Below are 18,516 nucleotides of genomic sequence, written 5' to 3' on the forward strand. Positions count from 1 at the left end.
ATAGCTCTCTTTTGTAACTATAATTGATTTAGTTCAAAAGAGAATCAAGGAAACCCAGTGAAGATATATATGTGATACTTCAAACAAGGTTAACGTGGTCACTCTTTTACAGAGGATTGACTAGATTGGCTTTCTGTTAAAGTAAAACGCTCTGTCGGTAGATACTTATTTTGCTGCTTATACAAGTAACCTAGCATCTGCTCACGTATCTCACAGGCTAACGTCCATGCTTCTATAGGACCTACCGCTGAAACAGCACCGCGCAGTTGAATGGTGTTTTCTGTCACCTCCACGACAAATATTTCAGGCTCCGTTTTGTTATCCCAAAGCTTGTTGTCTTTGACCATCGAGATAAACTGCTGACGAATAGCGTCAATATCTGCACCATAATCAATATATAAGAAAACAGGACAGGTCTGATGTACTTCTGTATGTGACCAGTTCTCCACCCTATCAGTGATCAATTCACGCATTGGCACAATTAATCGACGCTCATCCCATGTTTTTAGTACCGCATAAGTGTAACGCAAGTCTTCAACGGTGCTAAAATTGCCATCCATTATCACACTATCGCCAATCCGTACTGGCTGAGTTACTGCCACTTGTACCCCTGCGATAATATTACCCAATATTGGCTGGGCGGCGATACCAATGACCACACCTGCGATGCCTGCTGAAGTCAATAAGGTCTTACCAAGGCCTTCCATATTGGCAAACTCACTAAGTCCTATCCAAAAGCTCCCCAAAATCATAACAAAGATAAAGACACGGCGGAATATCGAGACATAAGTACGGCGGCGACGCTCCTTATCGAAATGCTCTTCAGCCAAATTCTCAATCTGCATGTCTTGATAACGGTTGGCAAAGAAGTTAATAATGCGAATACCTAACCACATGGTACTGAATACCAGTCCAATCCAAATAAGGGGACGAGTGGATGAGGCAACTGCATCTAGGTAAGGAAAACCGCCAGAAACTAAGGTGAAAACGAGTGAAAAACTGATCGTAAAGGTCAAAGGTACCGTCAGTTTATTAACCAAATCTGCTACGCCATTGGTGCTACCAACATACATGCTGTACTTTTCATCATCGATATAATGATTGATGATTTTTTCAGTGCCTTTACTGAGTAGCCAGCCCACACTCATGGTTAATAAGAAAAACAGTATGAGCGCTGAAAACTCCCATAGCGCAATCCCGAATGTCTTTATTTTTAACCAAATAGGCAAATAACGTTCAAACTCAGCGGGATGATATTGCTCATAGAGATTATCAATATTGCCAACCGTCTGCGCAGAAAACACCCAAATAGGCGCTCCCTCACCTACTCGCACTCGCTGCAAATAGATAGGAACACGGCGCTCTCGATAATCAATGTATCCAAGCTGAAGAGAGCGTCTAGCAATGCCCATGACACTGCTAGTATTACCAAGTGGTGGCTCAATCAGACCGTCGGGACGATCTGGCATGTCGTCGAACACGTACAGCTCTTTTTCAGATAATAGAAAGTCCAGTCGCTTTGTCAGATCAAGCGCACGGCCACGTTGGCTTTTCTCATCAATCAAGTTCATATTTAACGCATAAGCGGCCAAATCGTACTGCTGCTTCATTACTGCTGATTGAAAAAACTCTAAGGCTGCAAGCGGCGTTTCTAAATTGGGTGGCTCAGACAATGGTGGCAGTCCGACATTCAGCTTATCGAGTATGTAGTAGCTCTCACTATACTCTCCTGTCAGTGCTGAGTCCCCTTGTAGCCTGCCTGCCTGTTCGACCGCACTACGCTCAGTAGGGTCAAATATTTCTTCTACTACACCAGAGAGACCAACACTATCCTCTCTCATATCATTGACTTTTTGAGAAGCATATTCAGCGAGATTGTCAGGTGTGCTTGATGACTGGGCGCTATCTTGCTCACTTGCGCCTTGTTCGCTTGCAGCCTGCGCATTGTCATTAATTGCTGCACTAACAGGTAGGCAAACAGCGCTAATCACAAGAATAAAAAAAGCGAGTAGCAATGACCGCAGGTTATAAACCTTCACGTCAGACGCGGCATTATTACGCTTATTGACATCCATACTGACATCAGTATTAGCAAACACATCAGTGGCTATACTATGGCTACTAGCAGCTCGATTTTTGAGGGTATTCATAGATTAACGGCCAGTAATTTATGTGAGAGTCGCATACAAAGGCTGTCCTTCATGAAGATGATTCTTATATTTTGTTAAGTCTACAAAAAAAGCCAGCTTAAAGCTGACTTAATTTATGACTATCTGTATGGGTATTCTGTAACACAATTACTTTAAGCGCGGCGCCATGTCGTACCAGCACGGCTGTCTTCGAGCTCAATACCAGCTTCTTTTAATTGTTCACGTATCTCATCAGCACGGGCAAAGTTTTTGTTGGCTTTAGACTCTGCACGTTCAATGATTAAACCATCGATAGCCGCATCCGTTAAACCATCATCTGCCTGTTCACCAATCACAGCTTGCAAGAATTGCTGTACTGGCTGCTGTAGAATATTGAGCACTTGCGCCAATGCCTTTAATTGCTGAGCTGACTGCCATGCGGTGTCTAACTCTTCAGCTTTAATGGCTTTGGTGATGTCACGTGCCAGCCCAAACAAGACACTGATTGCGGTTGAGCTATTAAAATCATCATTCATCGCTTTGATAAAATCTTGCCCAGCTTCACTACTGTAGGCTTCAGTAGTCAACGCTTCATCAATTATGAGCGTCTCACCCTTTAACTGTTCTGCCAATTTTAGAACGTTATAGAGCCTGCTTAGGCTATTATGTGCTTCGTCTAATGCACTGTCCGAGAAATTGACTTGGCTGCGATAATGACTTGATAATAAGAAAAACCGCACTGTTTCAGGTAGGTACTTTGCCATTACATCGCGAATGGTAAAAAAATTACCCAACGATTTAGACATTTTTTCGCCATCGACGTTAATAAATCCAACGTGCATCCAGTTGCGTGCATACTCGCAGCCAGTTGCAGCTTCAGACTGAGCAATTTCGTTTTCGTGATGCGGGAACTGTAAGTCGTGACCACCGCCATGAATATCAAAGGTGCTACCTAGGCATTTAGTCGACATCGCAGAGCATTCAATATGCCAGCCTGGTCGTCCTTGTCCCCATGGTGACGCCCACTGCGGCTCATTAGGCTTTGCGGATTTCCATAGTACAAAATCAAACGGATTGCGCTTGTCATTTTCGACATCGACGCGTGAGCCCGCCTGCATATCATCGAGGTTGCGCTTGGATAATTTGCCATAATCGGCAAAGCTATCGACAGCGTAGTAAACATCACCATTGTCGCCAGCGTACGCATAGTCGCCTGTGACCAGCGTTCCAATCATTTGCTGCATCTCATCAATATGATCCGTCGCACGCGGTTCAGCGTCTGGCATCTGGCATCCAAGCGCCCTCGCATCTTCATGCATGGCTTCGATAAAACGCTGCGTCAGCGTACCAATCTCTTCGCCATTTTCGCTAGCACGCGCGATAATTTTGTCATCGATATCCGTAATATTACGCACATAGTTAACGTTATAGCCCAATTGTGCCAGCCAGCGTACCGCCATATCAAATCCGACCATCACTCGCGCATGACCAATGTGACAATAATCATAAACGGTCATACCGCACACATACATGCCTACTTGCCCTGCTTTGAGTGGTACGAACTGGCGTTTTCCGCCAGTCAATGAGTCATAAATCGCAAGCTGAGACATCGCATCGGCAAGTGGTGTGGTCATAGTAAAAAAGCCTTTTAATATAAATAAAATTGATTAAATAAAAAGTAAAAACATTGCCTGCGTTTGATTAACAGGCAATATAAACCACTGTCGTCATAAATATAACGACCGTGATATAAAACTTAACCCATTATCTTAGCGAAAACAGTCATAAAATACTACAATGAGCGCGCAACTAACACTATTCCATCACAAAAATGATTAAGGATTTAGATATGGGCAATCGCTTGAGTAAAATATACACACGTACTGGAGATGACGGCAGCACAGGTATGGCAGATGGTAGCCGTCTCAGTAAAGCTGATGACATATTCAACGTCATGGGTGATATTGACGAGCTTAACTCACACATTGGTCTGGTGCGCGCCCAGTTACAACGCAATAAAGGCCAATCTATCGCAAAGGAATTTTCTGAAGGCTTAATCATTATTCAGCACTTACTATTCAATATCGGTGGTGAACTGGCTATGCCAGAATATGAAGGGGTCAATGCCACTCATATTGAATGGTTAGAGCAACAGATTGATGCCATGAATACCACCTTGCCACCGCTAAAAGATTTTATCTTACCGACAGGTTCCGTATTGGTTAGCCAATTACATGTCGCGCGTAGTGTGTGTCGCCGTGCTGAGCGTCAAGCAGTGCTATTACAACAGCAGCGTCCAGAAGCCATTCGCCGCACCGCAGTAAGCTTTATCAATCGCTTGTCTGACTGGTTGTTTGTCGCTGCTCGTTTTTGTACCGACCCCAAGCAAGTCTCTGAAGTACTATGGGACAGTCAGGTATTAAAAGATTTTGCTGAGAAAAAATAGCGGTACGTGATTATTAAAATATAAAGAAAAGCCCGCAACCTTAACGCTGCGGGCTTTTTTTGTGCTTATCATCTAATCATTTATTTAGGCTAGCTAACTGATTAGTAAGTAGCAGTGCTGTCTTCGATGATTATCATATCAATAGATTCATCTTTAGGTACTTCTTTTGGTTTTGCTGGCGTTTTAGGCTCAGACGTAGCCGTTTGATTGTTCGCTGCTGGACTGCTCTGACTTTCTGCTGGCTTATTGATGGTTGGCGGCGTCGCAGGTTCAGCAGGACGAGTCGGCTCAACCGGCGTTACTGCTCTAGGCTCACGAATTTGTGCTGGCTGACTGTTGTTTTCCTGAGTAGCAGCGCGTTGGCTTTCCACTGCTGACTGGAACACAGAGCCTGCCATTACATCAGCAACGATGGTCATTAATGCTGGTTGTCCGGCGATACGTGTACGTACCTGGCCACCTTGAGTGCCTACGACATAAGTGAAAGCGTCATCAACGAGCATGTTGTTATTAATACGAATGTTGTTTTGTGCTAAACGTGACTGCAAGCTTGGCTGATTATTGGCCGCTTGTACTTGACTAGCCTGATACAAATCTGCACTTGGTAGCGTCATGCTAACGCTTGCCTGACAAGTCGTCATACCATTTGCATTGGCTTGTTGCAATACCGCTGCGTTCTGTACATCAATCACAATACCGCTCATTTTATCCGTGATAGCACCGCTAGCAAGATTGATCTGAGCATCGTTTGCGTAGTTGGCAGCCAGCGTTTGCGCTTGCTGATTGAGCGTATTCTTTAGAGCCGATTTGAGACGATCTTGTACCATTGGATCATCACAGCTAACGGCAGTGGCTGACGTGTTTTCAGTAGCGGTCGAATCCTGTTCTGTGAGCTCTGCTGCCTCAGTGCTGTCTTCTTTCTCTGAGCGATCACAGCCTGCAAGCGCCAAACTACATACGATACCGATTCCAGCGACTTTCTGCCACTTGCTTAAACTCTTATTTGCTACGCTCATATTGATTCTGCTCCCAATTTACTAATTCGTACCGCCACTGAAGGACAGTGATTGATGTTCAAACCGCAACTCTAGCTGCCATAGGTCTGAAAACCAGATTATTATACGGTGTTTGGATGAAATGGTCATTAGTGTAGCCCATGGATATACAAATAACGCCCCACATAATGGGTAAAACCTACACTTGGTTGCAAAAACATAACAAATACATGCCTATGAACTCCATGTAAGTGCTTTTTTAAATTATTACCGCTGGCAAACAAAAGAGAAAAAACTATCAACTGTCTGTTTTACAAATTTTATTAGACGCTGCTTATATGAGGCTATATGATTGCTCATAAAAACAGCAGATCATATAAATAATGATAAATATAAAGAACACTCGCTTACTCGGTCATCGAGGCGCTCGTGGCGAAGCATTAGAAAACACCTTTATGGGATTTCAGCATGCTCAACGTCTAAATGCTCATGGTTTAACAGGAGTGGAGTTTGATGTACAACTGAGCGCTGATGGTCATTTAGTAGTGTTTCATGATGATGACTTGGCACGGATGTGTCGTCAGCAGTCACGCATTGATCAGTTAAGTATGGTAGAAATTCAACGCCAACGACAGTTTGAACATCAAATCATCCCATTAGCCAGTATGGCGCCTTTGCTGAGTAGCTTTACGCACATTGAGCTTGAGATTAAGACACATAGCCGCACCGATTACCCCAAATTAATGAGAGCGTTGACACATAATTTAATTGATAGCCCATTTGCCAATCTTCCTATTGCACTAACCAGTTTTGATATGGAATTGCATGCTCGACTGCAACGCAGCAAGCTATTAATGCATATACCGCGCGGCCTGTTAATTGATACGCCTCAAGCGCTGACAACCGCAACCAATACTGCGCTACAACTTGGCTGTGGCCAGTTAGGTATTTACTATCCTCTAATTAACCAATCTGTCATTGAACGTAGCCACCGTTACGGCCTACCCGTAAGCGCTTGGACGGTCAATGACACGGATATGATTGAACAGCTGATAAAATGGCAAACCGATGTCATTATTACTGATTTTCCAAGCCATTTATTACTAAACTCATAAATCTATTTCTTATTTCGTTCATTCAAAAAACCTACATATTTTTAGTGTTGCTTACACTTCTCCTTAATGCCTGATAAGTCACAGGTTATTTCTACCAATACATTCTATAATCCATACAAGTTGTTGTTATTTAGCAATATTTTTATAGTGTATAAGTGTTCACTTTGTTAGATTTTTAAGGTACTATAGAGACTTAAATTAATACCGTTAGGGATATTATATGATTGCAAAAAAAGCACTTGGCTTACCGCTGAAAGGCTTACGTTTCGCTATCAGATCTGGTGATACTCTTGTGAAAGCTGCCAGCACTCAAGTCACACGTTTTAAAACGCGTTTTGATGAGAGTAACTTGCTTAATGAGCAGCCAGTTGCAAAGCGCAACTACGCTGACACTGCCGTTCAAATTGATGCTCCTGAAGATAGCAGCATTGATATGCGTGAGTTTGAGTTTACAAAAGCGCCAATCAATTGGATTCCAGCGTCTATATTAGTAGCCACGCCTATTGCTGCTGCTATCATTACGCCATGGTATCTGTTGACTCATGAAGTTAGCGCGCCAGTTTGGGGTGTATTTGGTGTCTTTATGGTATGGACAGGTATCAGTATTACTGCTGGTTATCATCGCCTGCTATCGCATCGTGCTTATAAAGCACACCCGATTGTCAAAAACTTTTTATTGCTAGGTTCCACCTTTGCCGTACAAGGTTCAGCGTTTGATTGGGTTTCTGGTCACCGTACGCATCATCGTCATGTCGATGATCGCTTAGAAGATCCGTACTCAGCAAAGCGTGGCTTTTTCTTCAGTCACATGGGCTGGATGCTACGCAATTATCCTAGTGGTAAATTTGACTATAAAAATATCCCTGACCTAACCAAAGATAGAACGCTGCAAATTCAGCATAAATATTACGGTTTATGGGTTGCGGCATTGAACATCGGTGCAGTCGCCGCGATCGGTTGGTTATTGGGTGATGTTTGGGGTACTTTGGTCATCGTAGGCTTACTACGTCTGGTGCTGACGCACCACTTTACCTTCTTCATCAACTCGTTATGTCATATGTTTGGTAGCCGTCCTTATACTGATACCAATACTGCTCGTGATAACTTCTTCTTAGCTATCTTTACGTGGGGTGAGGGTTATCATAACTACCATCACTTCTTCCAATACGATTATCGTAATGGCGTAAAATGGTGGCAGTATGATCCAACTAAATGGTTGATTGCTGGCCTATCAAAGCTAGGCTTAACCAGTGAGCTACGTACTGTTGATGACACCACTATCAAGCATGCCGAAGTACAAATGCAGTTCAAGGCCGCCCAACAGCAGATTGATACGGTAGCCAGTACTGGCCTTGATCTTCCTCATGCGATGAAGAGCTTCCAAGATCGTATTAAGTTTGAATACGATGCATTTATACAAACTGTCGAAGAATGGCAAGCACTGAAAGCTCAAACAATTGAGTTGAAAAAGACAGAATATGCTGATCGATTGCATGAAGTTGATGATAAGCTAAAGCATGACTATGCCAAGATTGAGCAAAAAATACTTGAGCATAATAGCAATCTAAAAACGGCGTTTCGCTCTATTGGTATGAGTAAAAAAGCAGCTTAATTACCTATAATATAGCGCTGATTTATTTTGATAATTGCAAAGCTTCTCCTTCCCTCTATCCGTCATGGATAGGGGGATTTTTTTCTTTAGTATTACAAGAGATGGACAGAGCGACACGATGTCATATGACGGCTATGTTATAGTAATCCCTTTACTCTGATATTCAAATGGGAACGGCTCATATGCGTTATCAAAATACCTATGTCAACCTAGACACACGCCTCTATCATGAGCAATCGCCAACGGCATTAGATAATCCACGTGCGGGTCATTTCAATACACAAGTTGCACAGCAATTGGGCTGGTCAGAAGATGATGGCTTGATGACTCGTTGGGTTGAGATACTCGGTGGTCAATACGTACCAGCTGAGTTTCAACCGTTGGCTATGGCTTATGCTGGTCACCAGTTTGGACAGTGGGCAGGACAATTGGGTGATGGTCGTGGCCTATTGATGGCGCAAGTAATCGATAGTAATAATCAACCGCAAGACTTACATCTAAAAGGCGCTGGTCTCACGCCTTACTCACGGATGGGCGATGGACGCGCTGTACTGCGCAGTACTATTCGTGAATATTTATGTGGTCATGCGCTTACGCAATTGGGTATTTCCTCCTCTAACGCTTTAGGATTTGTGGTCTCCGATACCAGAGTACGTCGTGAGCGCATAGAAGCTGGTGCGGCGTTGATGCGCGTGGCTGATAGTCATATTCGACTCGGTCATATCGAATGGATCACCAGTTTTGCCCCTGATTTACTCGCTGAATTCACCGACTATATGATCGACACTTATTATCCAGAGTGCCGCGATAGCGAAAAACCTATATTGGCATTTTTGACCGCCGTGGTTGAGCGTACCGCACGGATGATTGCTGACTGGCAATTGATTGGCTTTGCTCATGGTGTTATGAATACAGACAACTTATCTATTACAGGTAGCACCTTAGACTTTGGGCCTTTTGGCTTCATGGAACGATTCAACCCTGCTTGGATCAACAACCACTCTGACCACACAGGTCGATACGCTTATCAAAACCAGCCTGCTATCGGTCATTGGAATCTCAATGCTTGGTTACCACACTTTATGCGTCTAGAGGGTGTCACTCGGGAGGCATTAGCCGATTGTTTAGCGCCTTATGAGGCGACCTTTATGCAGCATTATCAGCAAGGACTGTGCCGTAAACTTGGGTTGCCGCACGAGTCTGACAGTCTGAGATTGGCTTTTGAGTGGTTAACGTTATTAGAAGATAACTTGCTTGATTATACCAATAGCTTTCGCGCGCTACTGGGATTAGTCGCACCAAGCGCTCATCCATATGAGCAGCAGCTACTGGCGACCATGACTGATGAGCTTAACGATGAGGCAACACAAGTATGGCAAGCATGGTCGACACGTTATGCGGCTCAGATACAGCAACTGCCACTTGAGCAAGTCATCAACGAGATGACAACCAATAACCCTGTTTATATATTGCGTAATAGTATGGCACAGCGTGCCATCACGGCAGCCGAACAAGGTCAGTTTGAAGAAGTCAATCGAGTGTTTGAGTTATTGACCAAGCCTTATCATGTACAAGATATCGCCATCGATTTGGATATTGCACCCCCTCTTCCTCATACGCCACAAGAGCCGATTAGTTGCTCATCTTAATTTAGGGCATGTCTTCAATTCAAATGATAGTCATCTAACTGGGCTAAAAACGGCTAAATTTTGCCAAACATCGTCAAATAGCTGGTTAATATCTCGATATTAACCAGCTATTTTTCTCGTTTGATGGCAATTTATCTCATTTTGATCTCCATTTTTAAAATGAGGACATACCCGAGTCTATCATTCTGTAATATTTTGAAACATTATGGGGTTAAGGTTGGTATTTGGCTCTGTTTTTTGGCATCATCAATGAGATAAATAATGAATATCATTTTATTATATTGTTCCGACAATTCACGGCTGTTGACTAGGCGTGAATTGTCAATAGTGCTAGAATGATGGTTTTACTAAATTACATTTTTAAGCTTGTCTTTAATCGTTGGTTACTATGTCTGTAATCATTAGTTTTTAATGTCAATATACCCTTAGATTATGATCATTCCATGATTTTTTGAGGGTAAAACGTTATTTTTTATCTCCATTTACTTTATTCCAATTTATTCCAACCATGGCAATTATTATGAATGACGATACCCATTTGAATACGGATCACCTTACGACAGAAAAAGAGCAGTTTGAACAAGCTGCCTTGCATTACCATGAGTTCCCACGCCCGGGTAAAATCTCAGTCACGCCTATTAAGCAGCTGGCTAACCAGCGTGATTTAGCGCTTGCCTACTCACCTGGTGTAGCGGTTCCTTGTCTTGAAATTGAAAGAGACCCGACGCTAGCAGCTAAATATACGGCTCGTAGCAACTTGGTAGGCGTCATCACTAACGGTACTGCTGTACTGGGTCTAGGTAATATTGGTCCATTGGCATCAAAACCTGTCATGGAAGGTAAAGGCGTTTTATTCAAAAAATTCGCAGGTATCGATGTTTTTGATCTAGAAATTGCACAAAATGATCCAGATAAATTCATCGAAGCAGTCGCCTCTCTTGAGCCTACTTTTGGTGGTATTAACCTAGAAGACATCAAAGCACCAGAATGTTTCAAAATTGAGCGTGAATTGCGTAAGCGCATGAACATCCCGGTATTCCATGATGACCAACATGGTACATCAATCATTGTTGCTGCAGCGATGCTCAATGCGTTGTTGATTACTGGCAAAAAAATCGAAGAAATAAAAGTGGTTTGTTCGGGTGCCGGTGCCGCTGCTATTTCTTGTTTAGACATCATTTGCGCACTTGGTGTGAATAAAAACAATATCTTCGTTTCAGATTCACGCGGTATCATCACCACCATTCGTGAAAACCTTGACGAAACCAAACAGCGCTATGCACGTGAGACGACTGCGACCACTATCGAAGAAGTCATGGACGATGTCGATATGTTCTTGGGCTTATCTATGCCTGGTACATTGTCTGAAGATATGGTTCGCCGTATGGCCAAAGACCCTATCGTCTTTGCACTTGCCAACCCAACACCTGAAATCATGCCAGAATTGGCACATGCCGTACGTCCAGACGTCATCATGGCCACAGGTCGCTCAGACTATCCAAACCAAGTAAACAACGCACTATGCTTCCCTTATATCTTCCGTGGTGCACTAGATGTTGGTGCGACTACTGTCAACGAAGAGATGAAAGTTGCTTGTGTAAAAGCAATTGCTGCCATGGCACACGTTGAAGCAACGCCAACTGCAAGCGTTCGTAACATCGAAAAAATGCAAAGTTTCGGTCGTGATTACTTAATTCCAGGACCTCTAGAGCCAAATCTAATCATTGAGATTGCTTCTGCGGTCGCCCAAGCTGCCATGGATTCAGGCGTTGCCACATTGCCTATCGATGACATGCAAGCCTATCGTCAGCGTTTGTCTGAGTTTGTTTATAACTCTGCGTTTGTGATGAAGCCAATCTTTGCTCGTGCCAAATCTGATCCAAAACGTATTGTTTACTGTGAAGGCGAAGACAACAATATCTTGCTCGCTGTGCAAGTGGTCGTTGATGAGAAACTAGCGAAGCCTATCTTGGTTGGTCGTCCTTCAGTGATTGAAGCCAATATCGAAAAACTGGGCTTACGTCTAAAAGATGGCGAGAATATTACCATCGTCAACGTTGATGATGACCCTCGTTATAAAGACTACTGGCAGGGCTACTACGAGCAAAACAAACGTCGCGGTGTCAGCATCGAGCTTGCGCGCCGTGACGTTCGTCGCAAAACCACATTGATTGGCTCGTTATTGGTCGAAAATGGTGCGGCAGATGGCATGGTATGTGGTACGTTTGGCCATTACCAGTTGCATCTAAAATACGTTGAAAGCGTCATCGGCAAAAAAGAAGGCATGAACGACTTCTATGCGATGAATGCGGTACTCATGCAAGATCGTAACATTTTCATCGCGGATACCTATATTCACGAAGATCCAACGGCTGAACAGTTGGCTGAAATGACAGTGTTGGCAGTTGACCAATTACGTCGCTTCGGTATCACGCCACGTGTCGCGCTAGTGTCTCATTCTAACTTTGGTGCATCAAACCGTACCAGCGCTGTTAAAATGCGCAAGGTATACCAGATACTAACAGATATGAATGTAGACTTTGAGTTTGATGGTGAGATGCAAGGTGATGCGGCGCTGAATGAGCATATCCGTCTAAACGATATGCCATCAAGTCCGTTAAAAGGTGCAGCGAACTTGCTCATCTTACCAACACTTGATGCGTCGAATATTGCCTTCAACCTGCTCAAAACAGCAACTGGCAGTGCTTCTATTGGCCCTATTTTATTAGGTACCAATAAGCCAGTACACATCATGACACCATCAGCGACTGCACGTGGTATCGTCAACATGACTGCACTGACAGTGACTGAAGCTCAAGACTTAGAAAGCGAAAAATAGTCATCTATCATATGCAATATGATTAAGATGGGTTCTATCATCCACTGACAGAACCCCGTCTGCTATACTAAAACCAGTCAATGCGACTTATAAAGCATTGGCTGTTTTTTTTGATCAATGAAAACTGAGCTGATGATAATTTAATCAATACAGCGATAATAAGTACAATGACATTTTGCTAAATAAACAGAGGCTTTTATGCAAATATACCTTGTGGGCGGAGCTGTTCGCGATCGACTCCTAAAGCGTCCTATCAAAGATAAAGACTTTGTGGTTGTTGGTGCAACCGTTGCAGAAATGATCGATGCAGGATTCCAGCAAGTCGGTGCAGACTTCCCTGTATTTTTGCATCCTAACAGTCATGAAGAGTACGCACTGGCACGCACGGAACGAAAGCAAGGATTAGGCTATCAAGGCTTTAGTATACATGCCAGCCCTGATGTGAGTTTAGAAGAAGACTTACAACGCCGTGACTTGACCATCAATGCCATGGCAATAGAAGTCACTAGCCTAAATGATGACACCCCTATCAATGGTGACGTCATTGACTATTACGGTGGACTGGTTGATTTAGAAAACAAAACTTTGCGCCATGTATCCAGTGCATTTAGCGAAGACCCATTACGCGTGCTCCGAACAGCTCGTTTCTATAGTCGTTACTATGATTTAGGGTTCAGTATCGCAGAAGATACCTTGACGCTAATGCGTCAACTGGTCGATTCAGGTGAGCTGACACATCTAAGTAGTGAACGCATTTGGCAAGAGTCCAGCCGTGCAACTATGCAATTATCGCCCCAAGTCTACTGGCAGCAGCTGTTCGAAATCGATGCACTGACAGAATATTTTGCGCCATTGCATCAGGCTTGGGCTACTACTCAGATACGAGAGACGGTACAGACTGCGCTATATTTTGCAGGGCAAATGAAATTGAGTCTGTCACAGCGTTGGGCACTGCTAATGAGTAGCCTTAATCCATCTCTATTTACCTCAGAGCCTATAAACGAAAATGCGAACAAATCAGCCAATATAAAAGATATTAATGAGATTGGCAACATGACTAAGGTACCAAAAGCACACACCCAATTTGCCAATTTATTTGTACAACAATCCGAAAATCTCAGCAAGATAAATAGCCTGAGCGCTGCTGAAAAAATAGACCTTGTACAAACCTGCGGGGCTCATAAAGAGCCTGATAAATTGTCTCAATTACTCGTGTGTAGTCATGTCCTACAACTGGCAGTGCAACATCGTCAGATGATGATCGCGCTAAATAGCTTTCATGCTATCGGCATGACAGATATAGCAGCAGACCTCAAGGGCCCAGCCATTGGTGCGGCATTGCGGCAGGCTAGAATTGAGCATTTACAAGTACAGAACTCACATAAAAAACATTAGAGAGCAGATAGTATCTTAGCTATGAATCAAACCATCGACGCCCTCCAATCAGAAAGCATCAATGCCAAAGCGCCAGTGATGCTCGTCACAGGAAGTGCTAAGCGTATTGGCGCAGCGATTATTAGAGCCGCTCACAGCCAAGGCTATCGAGTCATTATTCATTGTCATCATAGTGAATCAGAAGCCCAAGTATTGGCCACACAGCTGAATAGTCTGCGTGCGGATAGTGCATCGCTTATCATCGCCGATTTAGCCATCGTCGATGATAGCAACGCTTTGAGCACACTCGTCAAAAATATTGTAGAAACCTTTGGCCAACTCGATGTATTGGTACACAATGCTTCTCGCTTTTACCCTAGCCCACTTGGCAGCATTAATCACGCACAGTGGGACGAGCTATTTTTGACCAATGCCAAAGCGCCTTTATTATTGAGCCAAGCACTATTTCCTTACCTTAAAAACCAGCAAGGTTGTATTATCAGCCTACTGGACATTCACGCGCATGATAAGCCGTTTAGCAATTATACTGTCTACAATATGGCAAAAGCGGCTCATCGTATGATGGTGCAGTCTTTAGCACTTGAGATGGCACCAGAGGTACGGGGCAATGGCGTCGCACCTGGCGTCAATATCTTACCTGACACTGATAGCGACCAAGCATTGGATCATGATCAGCAACGAAGTATCATCGGCTCAATCCCTATGCAGCGCATAGGTCGACCTGATGAAATTGCCCATAGCGTGCTGTATCTTGTGCAGGCCCATTACCTCACTGGTGAGATTATTACTGTTGATGGTGGTCGCAGTCTAACCCTAGCTGGTGGTCAAGTTTAATAGAAAATGGCACTTCATAAAAAATATCTTGATAATGGCCCATTTTTTGCTTGAAAAATTCAAAAAATCAGGTATCATTGTCCGTCTAGCGTTAGGGCCCATAGCTCAGTTGGTTAGAGCAGAGGACTCATAATCCTTTGGTCGTAGGTTCAAGTCCTACTGGGCCCACCAAATTCAAACCCTTACAGTCATTGACTTGTGAGGGTTTTTTATTGTCTAAAATTTAGAAAAATACAATATACAGTTAGTTAAATATAAAATAGATACAGTCCACGTCAAATAAAAATTTATCTAGGGGCTATCCTAGATAAATTATTCAGTTCCTTTTTAACCCATCGTTTTGGCTGATGTAATTGACGTTTTGGATTACTGTCGTTAAAACGCCATTCACATTCCTTTAAAAATAGATAGAAATGCTCTTTTAGCATGCCATTATATTTACGCATATGTCTCTGGCTTGGCCTCTTCGACAGTGCTGAACGTATTTTTCTAAATAGTGCTGAATATATTTTTCTGAATATAATTACCTTACAAACTCGAAAGCAAAACACTTGTTTCGCTATTAAGAATGCCATCAATTTCTCTTACTTGACGCAGTACTTCATCAAATTCTCTTAAGCTCGTCGTGTGTATCTCTCCAACCAAATCCCATGCTCCATTGGTCGTATGTAGCTTAATCAGTTGCGGTATACCTCGTAACTTCCTAATCACTTGTGACGTAGATTTTCCGGTCACTTCAATCATCATCATCGCTTTGACGGTTTCTTTATCTAGTGCTTCATGCACTCGAATCGTAAATCCTAAAATAGCGCCGTTATGCATCAGTCTGTCCAATCTGTTTTGGACAGTGGCACGAGAAACTTTGAGTTTTTTAGCAAGGTTTGAGATGGTTGCTCGACCATCTTGTCGCAGTTCAGATATCAGTTCGCTATCTAAAGAGTCATAAGTGTAATACGCCATAAAAATGCTTCCTTCATTGAATTTTGACATTATGCTAAGTAGCACTTAACAATATGTCAAAAATACGTCCATATTTAGTAAGTTATTGACATTTTAACTGACAATTATAATTGGTAGCATATTAATTGTCGGTTCAACAAACAATATTCATGAAAAGGAACAGCATTAATGTCTAAATTTATCGTATCACCCAAGGAAGGCGTGCCATTCGTTAGTGTACAAGCGATGGCTAAAATGATTCATGACTATGGCGTTGAGCAATGCATTACAGATCTAGTGGATGCTTTAGAGCAAGATTATCTGCGTTGGGATCAATTTGAAAAATCTTCTCGCTTTGCTTCGCATTCAAAAGACGGTGTCATCGAGTTGATGCCAGTCAGCGATGGAGAGATGTTTGCTTGCAAATATGTCAATGGTCATCCGATTAATACCACACGAAATCTACAGACCGTAGCGGCGATGGGTATCTTGTCTGATGTCGAAAATGGCTATCCTATTTTACTGACAGAGATGTGTATCCTGACGGCATTACGTACGGCTGCCACATCAGCTATGTTGGCCAAACATTGTGCGCCAAAAGACGTTACAAAACTGGCGCTAATAGGAAACGGTGCTCAGTCTGAGTTTCAAGCCTTGGGTATGAAAGCCATCATGGGTATCTCAGAAGTTCGTTTGTATGATATTGATCCAGCGGCATCACAGAAAACGGCTGATAATCTTGCAGACTCAGGTTTGAAAATCATTGTTTGTCGCACGTTAGAAGAAGCTGTTTTAGGTGCAGAGATCATTACCACCTGTACGGCTGACAAAACCAATGCCACTATTTTACGGGACGATATAATCACAAAAGGTGTTTATATCAATGCGATAGGCGGTGATTGTCCTGGTAAAACAGAACTGGATAGCAATATATTGATGCGAGCAGATCATGTGATTGTAGAGTTTGAGCCTCAGACACGCGTTGAGGGAGAGATTCAAAATCTATCAAGCGACTTCCCTGTTACTGAGTTTCATCGCATCCTGAAAGGTGAAGTGCAGGCTCGAACCTCAGCGGATGATCTCATCGTATTTGATGGCGTTGGTTTTGCCTCAGAAGACTTTACGGCATTGGTCTTTTTACGCGACTTGATCAAAAAGCAGGGCGGGTATGAGATTTTAGATCTGATACCTCAGCAAGCTGACCCTAAAAACTTATATTCGGTAGTGAAAGACCATAGCAAAGATCATAGCCTAGTGACGAATGAAGCTGAATCTGTGGCTATGTCGTAAGTGATTAATGCAACAGTAATTAATACTACAAAACGATAAGTATCTCTTATTTTGTGTAGTGTTTAAAACTAACATTATTTTTTAAGTTTTTTCTATATTTAGTATGGCTCTTGAACAGTTATAGATATGTTTATTTTTTAAATGTACCTGCTAATTTTCAAGAGCTTTCATATATAAAAATGAATTTAATTTAAATGATGTAAAAATTATTTTATTTAATAGAGACAAAATAATGACTGATGTAATGAAAAATATAAGAATAGTAGAAGTTTATTCAGATATTGCAGGCTATAAAAAAGGCGCTTCTCTAGGCATTGATGCATTAAAAGCGTCATCAAAAGAACTCAATGCAGATTATTTTGAAAAATTGCAATTCGACAGTATTGAGGATGATAGTAATAATGAAGGGGAATCACAATTTGCGCATGCAAAGTATGCTGATGTGATTGAACCGATTATCTCTAAGTTAGCACATAAAATAAAAGATATAAGAAATGAGAATAAATTCCCCATTGTCTTAGCTGGAGATCATTCTAGCTGCGCAGGAACGATGCACGGCCTAAAAATGGCGCATCCTGATGCTGAAATTGGTGTGGTCTATATAGACGCACACGCTGACTTTCATTCGCCCTATACCAGTGGATCAGGAAACATGCATGGCATGCCTTTGGCTATGGCGTGTGCCATTGACAATCTAGAATGCCAGCGCAATGAGCTTTCTGAAAAAGAAAAAGAGTATTGGGAAAAATTAAAATTCATGGCATCTGATGAACCCTCAATCAAGCCAGAAAACGTGGTCTTTTGTGCCGTTAGAGACTATCAAGAAGAAGAAATGGATTTAATTAGAAGACATAAAATCCCTTTATATAGTGTTGCTGAGATAACTCAAAAAGGCATCAGTTCTACAGTAGAGGAAATCTTTAAGAAGCTAGAATATTGTGATCACATTTATGTCTCATTTGATGTTGATAGCGTTGACCCTTTATATGTGCCAGGAACCGGTACGCCTGCAATGAATGGTCTGTCATACGAACAAGCCATGCAACTTAACATAGAGCTAATCAAAAATAAGAAAGTATGCTGTTGGGAAATGGCAGAAATCAATCCTTTGTATAACAATTCAAAAGATGACTCAAACAGAATATTTAAAATTTTAGAAAAAGTGACGCAGTCCCTTTTAAAGAATTACTAATATTAAATATTTAAAATGAGTTAAAACATCTAGCCTAAATGTATTTATTGCAAATATTTATTTAGGTTAGTTAAAAAATGG

Annotated in this window: 13 protein-coding genes, 1 tRNA gene and 1 pseudogene; 10 read left to right on the top strand and 5 right to left on the bottom strand. The window is 42.4% G+C overall.

Annotated features, from left to right (window positions below; genetic code table 11):
• Nucleotides 1–98: 98 nt before the first annotated feature.
• Nucleotides 99–2,150, bottom strand: a complete 2,052-nt coding sequence (locus AAEY75_RS10120) for a mechanosensitive ion channel family protein (RefSeq protein ID WP_227687440.1) — start codon at nucleotides 2,148–2,150, stop codon at nucleotides 99–101.
• A gap of 152 nt (nucleotides 2,151–2,302) precedes the next feature.
• On the bottom strand, nucleotides 2,303–3,763 hold the full coding sequence (gene cysS / locus AAEY75_RS10125; RefSeq protein WP_352259511.1) for a cysteine--tRNA ligase: 1,461 nt from the start codon (nucleotides 3,761–3,763) through the stop codon (nucleotides 2,303–2,305).
• Nucleotides 3,764–3,978: 215 nt separating this feature from the next.
• On the opposite strand from cysS, the gene AAEY75_RS10130 reads away from it, so the two are divergent.
• Nucleotides 3,979–4,575, top strand: coding sequence for a cob(I)yrinic acid a,c-diamide adenosyltransferase (locus AAEY75_RS10130; protein WP_194196722.1), 597 nt, complete (start codon nucleotides 3,979–3,981; stop codon nucleotides 4,573–4,575).
• 101 nt (nucleotides 4,576–4,676) lie between these two features.
• Here the strand turns inward: AAEY75_RS10130 and AAEY75_RS10135 are convergent, their stop codons facing one another.
• Nucleotides 4,677–5,591, bottom strand: a complete 915-nt coding sequence (locus tag AAEY75_RS10135; protein ID WP_197217477.1) for a hypothetical protein — start codon at nucleotides 5,589–5,591, stop codon at nucleotides 4,677–4,679.
• Between the two features lie 362 nt (nucleotides 5,592–5,953).
• On the opposite strand from AAEY75_RS10135, the gene AAEY75_RS10140 reads away from it, so the two are divergent.
• The 7 genes from AAEY75_RS10140 (at nucleotide 5,954) to AAEY75_RS10170 (ending at nucleotide 15,185) form a co-directional block, all read left to right on the top strand.
• The gene (locus AAEY75_RS10140) at nucleotides 5,954–6,685 is read left to right on the top strand and encodes a glycerophosphodiester phosphodiesterase (protein WP_197217478.1); all 732 of its coding nucleotides are present in this window, start codon (nucleotides 5,954–5,956) and stop codon (nucleotides 6,683–6,685) included.
• Nucleotides 6,686–7,118: 433 nt separating this feature from the next.
• Nucleotides 7,119–8,297 carry an acyl-CoA desaturase gene (locus AAEY75_RS10145; RefSeq protein WP_352259524.1) on the top strand — a complete coding sequence of 393 codons (1,179 nt, stop codon included), beginning with the start codon at nucleotides 7,119–7,121 and terminating at the stop codon, nucleotides 8,295–8,297.
• A 182-nt stretch (nucleotides 8,298–8,479) separates the two neighbouring features.
• Nucleotides 8,480–9,946, top strand: a complete 1,467-nt coding sequence (locus AAEY75_RS10150) for a protein adenylyltransferase SelO (protein WP_352259512.1) — start codon at nucleotides 8,480–8,482, stop codon at nucleotides 9,944–9,946.
• Between the two features lie 520 nt (nucleotides 9,947–10,466).
• Nucleotides 10,467–12,785 carry an NADP-dependent malic enzyme gene (locus tag AAEY75_RS10155; protein ID WP_197217482.1) on the top strand — a complete coding sequence of 773 codons (2,319 nt, stop codon included), beginning with the start codon at nucleotides 10,467–10,469 and terminating at the stop codon, nucleotides 12,783–12,785.
• Between the two features lie 198 nt (nucleotides 12,786–12,983).
• On the top strand, nucleotides 12,984–14,180 hold the full coding sequence (locus AAEY75_RS10160) for a tRNA nucleotidyltransferase/poly(A) polymerase-related protein (protein ID WP_197217484.1): 1,197 nt from the start codon (nucleotides 12,984–12,986) through the stop codon (nucleotides 14,178–14,180).
• Nucleotides 14,181–14,201: 21 nt separating this feature from the next.
• Nucleotides 14,202–15,014, top strand: a complete 813-nt coding sequence (locus AAEY75_RS10165; RefSeq protein WP_197217486.1) for a pteridine reductase — start codon at nucleotides 14,202–14,204, stop codon at nucleotides 15,012–15,014.
• Between the two features lie 94 nt (nucleotides 15,015–15,108).
• A tRNA-Ile gene (locus tag AAEY75_RS10170) sits at nucleotides 15,109–15,185 on the top strand.
• A 116-nt stretch (nucleotides 15,186–15,301) separates the two neighbouring features.
• Here AAEY75_RS10170 and AAEY75_RS10175 read toward each other — a convergent pair.
• Nucleotides 15,302–15,472: pseudogene (locus tag AAEY75_RS10175) on the bottom strand (IS1595 family transposase); the annotation flags it as partial.
• Nucleotides 15,473–15,542: 70 nt separating this feature from the next.
• Complete coding sequence (locus AAEY75_RS10180; protein WP_110923720.1) at nucleotides 15,543–15,974, bottom strand: Lrp/AsnC family transcriptional regulator; 432 nt, start codon at nucleotides 15,972–15,974, stop codon at nucleotides 15,543–15,545.
• Nucleotides 15,975–16,142: 168 nt separating this feature from the next.
• On the opposite strand from AAEY75_RS10180, the gene ocd reads away from it, so the two are divergent.
• Complete coding sequence (gene ocd / locus AAEY75_RS10185) at nucleotides 16,143–17,243, top strand: ornithine cyclodeaminase (RefSeq protein ID WP_197217552.1); 1,101 nt, start codon at nucleotides 16,143–16,145, stop codon at nucleotides 17,241–17,243.
• Nucleotides 17,244–17,475: 232 nt separating this feature from the next.
• Nucleotides 17,476–18,435 (top strand): arginase, encoded by a 960-nt coding sequence (locus tag AAEY75_RS10190; protein WP_197217554.1) that lies wholly within the window; start codon nucleotides 17,476–17,478, stop codon nucleotides 18,433–18,435.
• Nucleotides 18,436–18,516: the final 81 nt, after the last annotated feature.

Source organism: Psychrobacter sp. TB55-MNA-CIBAN-0194 (genome assembly GCF_040309505.1).
Classification (GTDB): domain Bacteria; phylum Pseudomonadota; class Gammaproteobacteria; order Pseudomonadales; family Moraxellaceae; genus Psychrobacter; species Psychrobacter fozii.

Excerpts from the sequence above, each read along its gene's own strand:
- AAEY75_RS10180 (WP_110923720.1), bottom strand. The coding sequence starts at position 15,974 with ATGGCGTATTACACTTATGACTCTTTAGATAGCGAACTGATATCTGAA.
- AAEY75_RS10160 (WP_197217484.1), top strand. The coding sequence starts at position 12,984 with ATGCAAATATACCTTGTGGGCGGAGCTGTTCGCGATCGACTCCTAAAG.
- AAEY75_RS10155 (WP_197217482.1), top strand. The coding sequence starts at position 10,467 with ATGAATGACGATACCCATTTGAATACGGATCACCTTACGACAGAAAAA.
- AAEY75_RS10150 (WP_352259512.1), top strand. The coding sequence starts at position 8,480 with ATGCGTTATCAAAATACCTATGTCAACCTAGACACACGCCTCTATCAT.
- AAEY75_RS10130 (WP_194196722.1), top strand. The coding sequence starts at position 3,979 with ATGGGCAATCGCTTGAGTAAAATATACACACGTACTGGAGATGACGGC.
- AAEY75_RS10120 (WP_227687440.1), bottom strand. The coding sequence starts at position 2,150 with ATGAATACCCTCAAAAATCGAGCTGCTAGTAGCCATAGTATAGCCACT.
- AAEY75_RS10145 (WP_352259524.1), top strand. The coding sequence starts at position 7,119 with ATGCGTGAGTTTGAGTTTACAAAAGCGCCAATCAATTGGATTCCAGCG.
- ocd (WP_197217552.1), top strand. The coding sequence starts at position 16,143 with ATGTCTAAATTTATCGTATCACCCAAGGAAGGCGTGCCATTCGTTAGT.
- AAEY75_RS10190 (WP_197217554.1), top strand. The coding sequence starts at position 17,476 with ATGACTGATGTAATGAAAAATATAAGAATAGTAGAAGTTTATTCAGAT.
- AAEY75_RS10135 (WP_197217477.1), bottom strand. The coding sequence starts at position 5,591 with ATGAGCGTAGCAAATAAGAGTTTAAGCAAGTGGCAGAAAGTCGCTGGA.
- AAEY75_RS10140 (WP_197217478.1), top strand. The coding sequence starts at position 5,954 with ATGATAAATATAAAGAACACTCGCTTACTCGGTCATCGAGGCGCTCGT.
- AAEY75_RS10165 (WP_197217486.1), top strand. The coding sequence starts at position 14,202 with ATGAATCAAACCATCGACGCCCTCCAATCAGAAAGCATCAATGCCAAA.
- cysS (WP_352259511.1), bottom strand. The coding sequence starts at position 3,763 with ATGACCACACCACTTGCCGATGCGATGTCTCAGCTTGCGATTTATGAC.